At 39.8% G+C, this 10,633-nt stretch carries 11 protein-coding genes and 2 pseudogenes; all 13 read right to left on the bottom strand.

Features of this window, described 5'->3' with window-relative positions:
• Positions 1-90: 90 nt before the first annotated feature.
• Positions 91-201, bottom strand: a pseudogene (locus ACTNC6_RS07065) (DUF3990 domain-containing protein); the annotation flags it as partial.
• A 149-nt stretch (positions 202-350) separates the two neighbouring features.
• Positions 351-533: a hypothetical protein gene (locus tag ACTNC6_RS07060; RefSeq protein WP_441033526.1), complete on the bottom strand. Its 183-nt coding sequence runs from the start codon at positions 531-533 to the stop codon at positions 351-353.
• A gap of 400 nt (positions 534-933) precedes the next feature.
• The gene (locus ACTNC6_RS07055; RefSeq protein ID WP_441033523.1) at positions 934-1,191 is read right to left on the bottom strand and encodes a DUF3791 domain-containing protein; all 258 of its coding nucleotides are present in this window, start codon (positions 1,189-1,191) and stop codon (positions 934-936) included.
• A 435-nt stretch (positions 1,192-1,626) separates the two neighbouring features.
• Positions 1,627-1,791, bottom strand: coding sequence for a hypothetical protein (locus tag ACTNC6_RS07050; protein WP_279206925.1), 165 nt, complete (start codon positions 1,789-1,791; stop codon positions 1,627-1,629).
• 54 nt (positions 1,792-1,845) lie between these two features.
• Positions 1,846-3,555 (bottom strand): ATP-binding cassette domain-containing protein, encoded by a 1,710-nt coding sequence (locus tag ACTNC6_RS07045; RefSeq protein ID WP_441043644.1) that lies wholly within the window; start codon positions 3,553-3,555, stop codon positions 1,846-1,848.
• 99 nt (positions 3,556-3,654) lie between these two features.
• A pseudogene (locus ACTNC6_RS07040) lies at positions 3,655-3,912 on the bottom strand (cysteine peptidase family C39 domain-containing protein); the annotation flags it as partial.
• 49 nt (positions 3,913-3,961) lie between these two features.
• Complete coding sequence (locus tag ACTNC6_RS07035; protein WP_441043638.1) at positions 3,962-4,273, bottom strand: hypothetical protein; 312 nt, start codon at positions 4,271-4,273, stop codon at positions 3,962-3,964.
• 375 nt (positions 4,274-4,648) lie between these two features.
• Positions 4,649-5,776, bottom strand: coding sequence for a GGDEF domain-containing protein (locus ACTNC6_RS07030; protein ID WP_441043636.1), 1,128 nt, complete (start codon positions 5,774-5,776; stop codon positions 4,649-4,651).
• A 153-nt stretch (positions 5,777-5,929) separates the two neighbouring features.
• Positions 5,930-7,243 carry a phosphodiester glycosidase family protein gene (locus tag ACTNC6_RS07025; protein WP_441043634.1) on the bottom strand — a complete coding sequence of 438 codons (1,314 nt, stop codon included), beginning with the start codon at positions 7,241-7,243 and terminating at the stop codon, positions 5,930-5,932.
• Positions 7,244-7,277: 34 nt separating this feature from the next.
• Positions 7,278-8,213, bottom strand: a complete 936-nt coding sequence (locus tag ACTNC6_RS07020; RefSeq protein WP_441033508.1) for a DUF2971 domain-containing protein — start codon at positions 8,211-8,213, stop codon at positions 7,278-7,280.
• A 230-nt stretch (positions 8,214-8,443) separates the two neighbouring features.
• Complete coding sequence (locus tag ACTNC6_RS07015) at positions 8,444-8,629, bottom strand: hypothetical protein (RefSeq protein WP_173743295.1); 186 nt, start codon at positions 8,627-8,629, stop codon at positions 8,444-8,446.
• Between the two features lie 112 nt (positions 8,630-8,741).
• Positions 8,742-9,605, bottom strand: coding sequence for a YitT family protein (locus tag ACTNC6_RS07010; RefSeq protein WP_441033504.1), 864 nt, complete (start codon positions 9,603-9,605; stop codon positions 8,742-8,744).
• 2 nt (positions 9,606-9,607) lie between these two features.
• On the bottom strand, positions 9,608-10,465 hold the full coding sequence (locus tag ACTNC6_RS07005) for a class I SAM-dependent methyltransferase (protein ID WP_441043632.1): 858 nt from the start codon (positions 10,463-10,465) through the stop codon (positions 9,608-9,610).
• Positions 10,466-10,633: the final 168 nt, after the last annotated feature.

The raw sequence follows: 10,633 nt of genomic DNA, 5'->3' as shown, positions 1-10,633 counted from the left end.
ATCTGCAATGGAAAGCCGCAGAAAACCGGGATTTTTTATGATTTTATTTCGTTCTTTTTTCTTTAGGTGGAAAAATTACTGGAAGTTCACAATTATAGTACAGTAAAATCCGGTACCAAAATCTTTCGTATTTCTTCCGGCACGAATCTCCGGCTCTTTTACCGGCTTGTAACCTCCATGATATACTGTCATTTTTGCCATAAAACATCTCCTGTTGTCTTTTCCTTATGTCAACACTTTCCATCAGGCATATTCCTGTTCCATTATCTAGTATTACCTTTTATTGCTTCATTGATAAAGGCAGAGAAAAATCTCTGCCCCGTAATACTTTCTGCATTTATATGAGACCCTCAAGCGAATTCTTTTCGTGAAAGCTCCCGTACTTCCTCAAAAGAGAATCCTGTGTATTCTGCAATCTTCTCCAGTGACAGAAACCCATCCTTTAGCATCCTTTTCGCAGACGCCACACTGGTTTCTTTTATTGTTTCATTCCTCATGTCTTCCATGGCTTTGCACATAACCAAATTATTCACCTGTTTCTTCAACTACACGCTTAATATGATAAACAGGCATCCCCTTTCCCATCACATCATTAGTTATATCTGGACCGTTTCGCATCTGCTCCTTTATAAGAACGCTGGACTTCAATATTATACTCTTTTCCCGAACTGTAATTCTTTTATTCTTATCTTATCACACCCCAATATCTGTTTCAAGAATATCCCACTGTTCTTATTATAATACTATTCTTTTTCCCATTGACTCTGCTATCTTTTTAATCTTATCAACAGAGTAATCCGTATATTTCACTATCTTTTCTATCGGCTCGTTATCTTCCAGCATCAGTTTTACCAGAGACATATTCTCTGGATATGTGACACATCTCTGTATGTCTTCCTCTGGTTATCTTTATCTGTACTGCAGCAATTTCTATCAGTCCGTACCAGATTTGGAAGCAGCAATTTCTTCCTTATACACATCTATCCCCTTTCTCGCAAGGAACTCATCAATGTCTTCCAAAACTGCTTCATCTCCCTCACAGTGAAAAATTCCATAGCCCGCTTCAATGTAACCGAATACATTCATTTTTTTAAATACTTCAACAACTTTATCAATAGGTAACTGCCATTCTTCTGACGCGAGCCTGATTAATCTCGTCTGCATAAAGATAATCTCTGACTTTTCGTTCACGATAAAATTCCCCTCGCTTTCAATCAAATATACACTCACTGTAAAGCACAACTATAAAACTTTGAAAATGATAACAAAAAATCGACCTCGTATTTTGCCCTTACAGGCGTTTTATGAATCTCTTCCCAAGTCAATAGGGTAAACATAAAAAGCCTCTTAAAAAGGCAATTAACGTGTTTTTGCGAACACGCCCCCAAAATCGATTTTTTAAACACCTATATTTTTTATAATTCTTTGAAACTCCATACTGGACAACACTTCCAAAAAATTATCTTCCGTCCATAAATATCCTGTCCTCATCCGTAAGAATCGTATCTGCGTTATCAATAACAATGAACTTGTCACGGCAAGCTTCCAGACTTTTATGAAATCACAAGCGTAATACGGTTGGTAAATTCGAGAGAATATTCAAATGGCTATGCCTGAAACTCAATTTTATGATATATCATCTTCCACTCTCCTTTTATATTCTCTGCTCCACCATTTTTCATATCCATTTTTTCCGGTAACTATTTCCTTGCCATTAAAATACAAATCATTCTTCAAAATCCATTCATCTGAATCTTGCTTCTCCGTATACAGATATATCAAATCGCCCACATCCCTTCCATTGACAATCATAATAAAAGTTATCTATTGAATACAGTATAGCATTCACGTAAAGTAAAAACAAATAAAAAAATAAGTCCTTTCTCTCCCATTACCATGGATTTCCGACACCACTTTGACACCATTTTGACACCACACACTGAATTCCTCGTGAGTGCCTCTCTCTTTTATCTGACCATGCTCTAACACAATAATTTCATTACAGTCCCTGATCGTAGAAAGACGATGTGCAACTACTATCGTAGTAATTCCACGGTTTTTGATTGCCTTGGTGACTTCATATTCTGTTTTAGCATCCAGGGCTGACGTTGCCTCATCCAAAATTACGATTGTAGGGTCTCCTGCCAAGACTCTTGCAATTTCAAAACGCTGACGCTGACCACCACTAAAATTACGGCCTCCTGCATCAATCTTGTGTTCATACCCTCCCGGACGCGCCATAATATCCTGATAAATCTGGGCATCCCGAGACGCAAGGATCACTTCATAATCCGTAATGCTCTTATCCCACATTTTGATATTTTCCGAAATACTATCCTCAAATAAGGTGATCTCCTGATCAACAACAGACAGCGAACCTGAAAACGACTCTCTTGGTATCTCAGTTATCTTTTTCCCATCGTAAAGGATTTCTCCCTCCCACGGTTCATAGAGCCCCGAAATCAGCTTTGCAATCGTAGATTTTCCGCAGCCGGATGGTCCTACAAAAGCAACTTTATCTCCGGGATGAATGATCAGATTAAAGTCTTTCAGAAGTGGCTCCTCCAATTTCGAGTATCCAAAAGTCACATGCCGAAGTTCTATTGTTCCTTTCAGCTTCTCAAATTCAGTAATATCATCCTCTGAAAACGTCTTTACATAACTGTTGTCAGAAGCATATTTCATAACATCCTGTACACGTTCCATAGAAGTACGTGTTTCCTGAATGCTTTGTCCAATATCAAGCAGGCTTTCCACAGGCATCATGAATTGCTGAAGCAGACTCTGAAATGCCACAAGCATACCAACACTGAATTTTCCTTTCATAATCAGCCACACACCAATGGTAAGAATTGCCGCATTCGACAATTCCTGAAGCAAAACCGGAATACTCAGAAAGAAGCTGTCATTTCTTAACTGCTTTACTGTCTGGATATTTGCTGAAACCTGAAATCCAGCCCATCTTTCAAAGAACCCATTCTCTGCACCTGAGCTTTTAATACTCTCTATCATATCAATTCCTGACATAGTTGCAGAATCCACTTTACTTTCATCCCTCATACGAACTCTGGTAGTTTCCACCCGCATATGTGATGCGATCTGAGACGCAAGCAGATTTAACACAATCGCAATACAACCTACAAAAGTCAAAACCACACTGTAACGTATCATGATTATAAAATAAAAAAACAACAGTATAATCTGGATAAACACCGGAGCTATTTTTGCGATCAAAGTCTCTGCAATCTGATCATTCAGTTTTTGTCTGCCTGCAAGGTCTCCCACCATTCGTTGTGCATAAAAATCCATGGGCAGATGAAGCATATGCCACATAAATGAGGCATTTGATACAATAGCAAGCTTTCCTTTAATCCTATAAAGATATATCTCATTAAGAAAACCAACAATCATTCGGAATATAGCAGTGAAAAACATTGCCACCAGAAGCATTACCAGCCAATGCATATTATGTCCGGGCAAAATCTGATCCGTAAATATTCTGGCAAACACGGGAGTAACCAAGCCTGCAAAAGCAACAAGGGACGCCGTAATCATTACAAAAATCACAGAATCCATTGTATTGGCCAGTCTATCCTTCAAAAACTTAAATACACTTTCCGGCTTTCCGCCCGTCTCAAAGTTTTCTCCTGGTGTGAACTCAATACATACTCCTGTAAAAGAATGATCAAATTCTTCCATTGTTACCTTGACCGTTCCACGTGCAGGATCATTAATTACAGCTGCATTTTTGGTAAAACCGCATAACACAACAAAATGATTAAAGTTCCAATGGATAATTGCAGGATAAGTAACATTCTCTTTTACTTCGTCTACTCCATATCGATGCGCTTTTACCTCCAGCCCATAACTTCTTCCGGCTTTTGCAATACTGGAAGCTTTGCTTCCATCTGCATAATAACCGGAACTGTGATTCTTTTTTTCTCTTTTTCATAGCACGCTCCTAATCCAAAATAAATTGAATTGGTTTCATTTCGGCTGTTGTAATAATAACTGTTGCCAGCATATTTGAGGGAATGTCTTCTTCCACTATAACCCGAACTTCATAAGAATAGTTTCCATCAAGCACATTATCCGCAAGCCAGTCTTCTGATATTTCAGCACGAATTTCTTCCTGTGAATAAGGATTCTGACTCACAGCTTCCACTTTGCCACTGATACTTCTTCCATCAGGCAGTGTAATATTTGCCTTACATCCTATCAGGTTTGTATTACAGATATTACCGCTACCAGAAGTGCCGCCATAATTAACCAAACCTTCGGATGAGACACCTTAATATATGCATCTAATTGTTCCGGAGATTCAACACGATCAAGGCTTTCCCTTCGAAATATACTCTGTTTATCCACTTTTTCATCCTCCAGTATGCAATTTGTTTATCATACCATCTGACTGATGTTGTATTTTTATCATTTGTTTATTATTATATCATATAGGTTGAGTTTCAATAATCCACATTGCCCCATTCACTCACTTTCAATACCCACATTATGTACGAAAAATAATGCTCCGGTAAAAAACTCTGATTAATGCTGTAATTCAAAAGGGTCAGCACAGCTGACCCTCCGGCTCAAATACCTCCAAAAAGGTATCGCATTTTCAATTACAGAATAAGTATTTTCCTATACTTTATTGTCGTGAACTGTTTGATTTCTTTAACAAATGATACTTTCTTTTTTCCTCATACATTTTCTCATCCATATGCATTAGAAAAGCTTCTGTATCATCTCCTGCTCCAAATTCTGCGTATCCCATGGATACACTTAGAGTAAATGGTTCTATCTTGGATTCATTAAACTGGGATAGATTGTGATTGATCTCATCCATTGTTGCTAAGACACGCTCTGTATCAACCCCCGACAGCAACACAATAAACTCATCTCCCGCATATCGAATTGCTATACCACCATCTGGTATAGATCTTAAAAGTATGTTTCCCAGCGTACAGATAGCCTTATCTCCCATACTATGACCAAAATTGTCATTGATATACTTAAAGTCGTTGACATCCATCATGATTCCATATAATGATTTCCCGATTGTAATTTTCCTTTCAGTAAGTACTGCATTAAGATATCTTCGATTATATAATCCGGAAAGCTCATCCATATATAAATTCTCTGCATATGACTGCATCTGCACAAATATCAATGCAACCGCAACCAATACCCATGACGATGTGATTCCATAAAAGAGAAACTGGATAAGCACTCCTGCAAAACAAGGACCAACGAAATATATCACAGGGAAAAAATTCAGATTCATCCCTTGTTTCTTGGATTGATGCACTAGGTATATACTGTATGCAAAGTATATTATAAGCGAAATATATCCTACTATTGCGCCTGCTGCTCTCTGATATATATTTCCCTCAGATATTTTAAACATAATCCCTGTTCCAAGCAGATTACATAAAACCATAATTACTTCTACAACCCACGGAAACATCACAAATCTTGCTTTTTTGAATATCCTCTTATAATTTCGATAAATGCGCAATTCAACATACAGACACCAAAGAAGCCCTATACTAACTGTACCTATAAAGCATATACTATTAGAGACATAATTTATTTGTCTGCTGCCAATAAATTGTTTTCCATCTACTAGAAAAGCAATTGTCTCAGACAATGCACCCAGTAAATTTACGATTGCCATTCCATCATATATTTTATCACCTACGTGAAGACTCTCTCTGTTCTTTCGTCTGCAAAGCAAAAGGAACCACATCATTAACACGGTTAATCCGTTTGCCATTAGTATTTCTTCTAAAACGATTATTGTTATCCCCTCCCATCGCGGACTGTATTGAATCATTTTGCCGAAACCAGAGTTTTATCAGCTATGATTATAATAGCACCATGTACCAACAAAAACAACACATTAGCACTTCTAAGATGTCCGAACGGATCATCGGGTAAAGTAAAGAAAATCTGCGCAGGGGCGCTGGGTATTTCCAATCAGCCTGTTCATTACTTTTCCATTAAAGTACAGGGTCGCAGAACCGCCGCCATCCAGGTTGTAAGCATAAGTACAGCCATAGGATTTGAAAATATTGACCATATCCCAGTGATTCAGTCCTGAGTAATTTCCAGTGTCTGTTACAAGGAGTACATAGTCATTGGGCTTTACCATCCCTACTGCTGTACGGGGATAATATTTCTCTGTTTCTGTCCAGGGCAGCTGTGCTGCGCCATCCTTAATCAGGATCGGTCCGAAGTTATAGGTATCTTTTACACCTGCTGCCAGCAGATCTTTTCCCATAAGGCCCTGGGCAGGGGTATAGATCGTTCCGTTATTTTTGACTGCCATAACAGAATAACTGGTCATGTAATCACCGTAGAGAATCCCGTTTTTGATGCACATGCCAAGAGGAGAAGGTTTTCCTGTACCATAGTCAAAAGCACTGCCGTTTACCCCGATGATTCCGCCATTGGAGGATACTGCTGAGGAAGTAGTCTGGCGTTCCCCACCGTAGGTTCCGTTGGAAAGTGCAGATCTCAGTTGTTTGGGACTGGCAGTTTTTATATGCGCAGCCCAGTAAGAAATACCGTGGACAGATTTACGCTCCAGCTTAATATTCAGGGTGCTGCTTTTATATGTATAGGTGTTTCCGCTCTGACTGACTGTTGGCTTTGCATCTGAAGATTTTACACGTTGCCCCTTCGCATTGACATAATATTTTCCTACCCAGGTATTCTTTGCCATCACTCCTGTTTTCTTGCTGAAATAGTAATAATATTTGCCTATCTTCTGCCATCCCTTTGCCATGGTGGAATTGCTGAGGAAATAGTATTTTTTTCCATTTTGAGTAAGCCACTGGCCGGCGATTGCTACACCGGATTTATTGAAATAGTAAGTATATTTATCACCCGTCGCCCAGCGATTGCGGAACATAGCTCCGTTTTTACGGTTATAATAATATTTGTTACCGGAACGCTTCATCCATCCGGTGAACCGTTTGCCATTAGAATTGCTATAGTAATAATATCCCTTGTATTTAAAAGAACCGCAGATGAGACGGCCTTTGGAATTGTAAAAATAGTAGTCTCCGCCTATTTTCTGCCATCCGGTTTTCTTAGATGTAATGCTGACAGAGGTTTCATTCTGTTTGACGTAGGCTGCTGCCTGTACGGAGGCTGTACTCATAAAAGTTCCCGCCGCCAGAAATAATGTGAGCATAAGAAATACTGCCAGCTTCCTGAAAAATAATTTTTCCTTCATATTTGTCATCTGCCTTTCCCTGATGTATGATACTTTAACGATAGGTTCCCTGTGATTTATTTACCTGACAATCCGAAAGGCCCAGTGTAGCCAGATAAAACTCCATATCCCGCTGTGACATCAGGCATTTCGGCCCTATAACAACCTCTCTGATCAGCTTTTCAAAGCAATCTGAAAAGTCAAAATCCACATAGGATATGAGCTGATTTTCCCTGACATAATAAGAATAATTGTGCAGGCGGGCTCCCTGGGAAAGCTTAACCTCTCTTCCCATGAGAAATTGCTTAGGAGAAAACTCACATAAGCGGATTTCACTTTCTTCTCTGAAAAAAGGATTCTTCATATAAACTGATTCCTGAAATAATTCCATAAATTTTCTCTCAAAACAGCTCATAACATTATCAAGCAATTCTATTTTACAGTCCTGGGAGTTCTTAGCATTTTCCGAATATTCCCTTTCTTTCTGCAGCATTTCCTCAATTTCAGCGATCAGTTCCTTCACGATCTGATGCACAACCTCCCGCTGCTCTGCCTCAGAATAACTGATCTTATGTAATGACACAATGGATGGCTTCGAAATCTCCGGTGAGACTGTGGTAATCTCCTTCAGCACATCCAGATCAAATCCAATGGCAGCTCCCCGTCCGTCATCTGCGTACCCGCGCCACTGGCTGAGCAGATCATTCTGATAGGAAAAACAGGTTACATAATATCTGAAATCCGCATAATTTTCATCGAAAAATTCATCTGCAAACAACTTCACATAACCCCTGAATCTCTCCGGTGAAATACAGGCTTTGAACAAATCCGAAGTATTTTTATATGCTTTTTTAAATTCCGCTTCATAATATCGACAGATCCAGCTGATCTCCATGGAATCATTGGATTTCAAAATATTTGTCAGACGAAGAGAGCGATGTTTCAAAATAGAATTAAATGAATCCAAGCTACAATAGTGATATACGATCATATCTTTTCTCCTTCTGTGAATGTCTGTTTCTTTATAAAATAGCAATAAGCCAAAACATATGCCGAAAAATTTATAATAATAGAATATATTTATTATAACAGATATATTTTACAAATCTGTAAATTCAAGGAAACGTTATAAATCACAAAAGCCGCTGTATATCCCACAGCGGCTTCGTCCAGTTTGCCGTCCATCTCAGGATGTGCGGCAACTTCTTAATTGTGTTGAGGTTAATAGTTATATGCTCCCTCATAGGCATTGCACCTGTCTAATTTCCGTGACTGGTTCTGACAGGAGCTGCATCTGTCGCAGAACTCCTGCTCATAACAGGTGGAACAGGCACATGTCCTGCAGGCTTTGCGGTCATAGCCTGAGGTATTGCCGTGAGGAAGTGTGCTTTCTGCTGCATTACCCATATACATCGCCCTCCTTGTGTGCCGGTTACTGTTCGTTCAATCAAAAGTCCCGTGAACGAACAGAATTCCTTGTATCTTATATTATACGCTCACAGGAAGGGAATACAAGTAATTAATAGTCTGTTTTCTGGTAAAATCTTCCGTTTATGTAATCGGTTTTGATAATATTTACAAAAGCCTTCGGATCAATCTCATGTACCTTTTTTACCAGATATTTCGCTTCTTCTGTAGAGACTACAGAATAGATCATACTGGTCTTCTCGTCTGTGTAACATCCGGTACCTTCAAAACGTGTTGCCGTATGGTTGGTAAGTTTGAAAATCTCCTCATAAATCTGATACGGCTCCTTCGTGATAATAAACAGCGTATGCTTCTTATATCTCTGATGCAGCATCTGAATCACCTGAGTAGAGGTAAACTGAAAGATAATAGAGTAAAGTGCCCTGTCCCATCCAAAAAGTAAACCTGCCACAGTCAGAATCACTGCATTTCCACACAGAATATAATTCCAGATATCCCTGCCGCTCTTCTCAGAAAAATAAATTGCAATAAAGTCAGTTCCACCTGTACTTGTATTACCGATCAGGCAGAGACTGATACAAAATCCATTAATCAGACCGCCAAAGATACTGATCAGCAATGTATCATAAGTGATCGGCTGACTGGGAATAATATCCGTAAGCAGACCGGAAAGCACGATCACACAGACAGAACTGATGGTAAATTTCCTTCCGATAAATTTCAGACCGATAAATACAGGAATAGAGTTCAGCAGTACATTAATCAGCGTATACGGAACTGCAATCCCCATAAATGTCTGAAAAATATTCTGGAGCAGCAGAGTAAGTCCTGTAAATCCTCCCGGAAAAAGACCGCCTGCACGAACAAATGTCTTAATATTCAACGCCATAATCGTTGCAGCCAGAACCGCACAGCCGTAACGCTTGGCTTCATGTTTTAAATTAAGTTCCTTCATAATTAAGCTTCCCATCTTCCAGAAGCACCGCAAGGCAGAACCAGTCCATTAGAGCTTACCGGAAGCCCGATTTCCTGAGAATCCACATGTCCGCCGAACTTCTTCAATTCAGTAGACAACATATAAGTAAGAACTGCCGGTGCCAGACCTGTTGTATAGGAATTGATCAGGAAAAACAGGGGCTCATCACTGAGAATCTTTGTACACAGCTTGATCAGATCATGAATACAATCCTCGATCTTCCAGATTTCCCCCTTCGGTCCACGTCCATAAGAAGGGGGATCCATAATGATCGCATCATATTGATTCCCTCTGCGGATCTCACGCTCCACAAACTTCACACAGTCATCTACCAGCCAGCGTATCGGTGCATTTCCAAGGCCGGATGCTACTGCATTCTCCTTCGCCCAGGTAACCATACCCTTAGAAGCATCCACATGAGTAACAGAAGCTCCCGCTGCTGCTGCTGCCAGAGTGGCACCACCTGTATAGGCAAAAAGATTCAGAACCTTCACCGGACGTCCCGCATGACGGATCTTATTGCCAAACCAGTCCCAGTTCGTAGCCTGCTCCGGAAAAAGCCCGGTATGCTTAAAACTAAAGGGTTTTAAATGAAAGGTCAGATCCTTATAATGAATCTCCCACTGCTCCGGCAGATCAAAAAACTCCCATTCACCGCCGCCCTTCTTACTTCTGTGATAATGCCCGTTCATATGCTTCCAGCCCTTATTCATCTTGGGCGTATCCCAGATAACCTGCGGATCCGGACGCACCAGAAGATAATCCCCCCAACGCTCCAGCTTCTCCCCACAGGAAGTATCAATCACCTCATAATCTTTCCATCCATCTGCAATCCACATTGTATAATAATCCTCCTAAAATAAACGCATAATAAGTTACGATTGTACTACATACCCAACCATTAGTAAAGCCATATTTCTCACATAACTTCCATTGTGTAAAGTATAAAATAAAACTCTCCCCGTGGCAAGTAAACCATCATAATTCACAGTTATAAACAAATAAAG

This window comes from Blautia sp. HCP3S3_C4 (assembly GCF_052064095.1).
In the GTDB taxonomy this organism is placed as follows: domain Bacteria; phylum Bacillota; class Clostridia; order Lachnospirales; family Lachnospiraceae; genus Blautia_A.
Note: the sequence above shows the minus strand (reverse complement) of the source record. Positions and strands in the feature narration are given on the sequence as shown.

Bases quoted from the DNA above. Each gene is read 5' to 3' on its own strand.
- ACTNC6_RS07045 (WP_441043644.1), bottom strand. From the start codon at position 3,555: ATGATTACGGCGTCCCTTGTTGCTTTTGCAGGCTTGGTTACTCCCGTG.
- ACTNC6_RS07030 (WP_441043636.1), bottom strand. From the start codon at position 5,776: ATGGCAAACGGATTAACCGTGTTAATGATGTGGTTCCTTTTGCTTTGC.
- ACTNC6_RS07025 (WP_441043634.1), bottom strand. From the start codon at position 7,243: ATGAAGGAAAAATTATTTTTCAGGAAGCTGGCAGTATTTCTTATGCTC.
- ACTNC6_RS07020 (WP_441033508.1), bottom strand. From the start codon at position 8,213: ATGATCGTATATCACTATTGTAGCTTGGATTCATTTAATTCTATTTTG.
- ACTNC6_RS07015 (WP_173743295.1), bottom strand. From the start codon at position 8,629: ATGGGTAATGCAGCAGAAAGCACACTTCCTCACGGCAATACCTCAGGC.
- ACTNC6_RS07010 (WP_441033504.1), bottom strand. From the start codon at position 9,605: ATGAAGGAACTTAATTTAAAACATGAAGCCAAGCGTTACGGCTGTGCG.
- ACTNC6_RS07005 (WP_441043632.1), bottom strand. From the start codon at position 10,465: ATGTGGATTGCAGATGGATGGAAAGATTATGAGGTGATTGATACTTCC.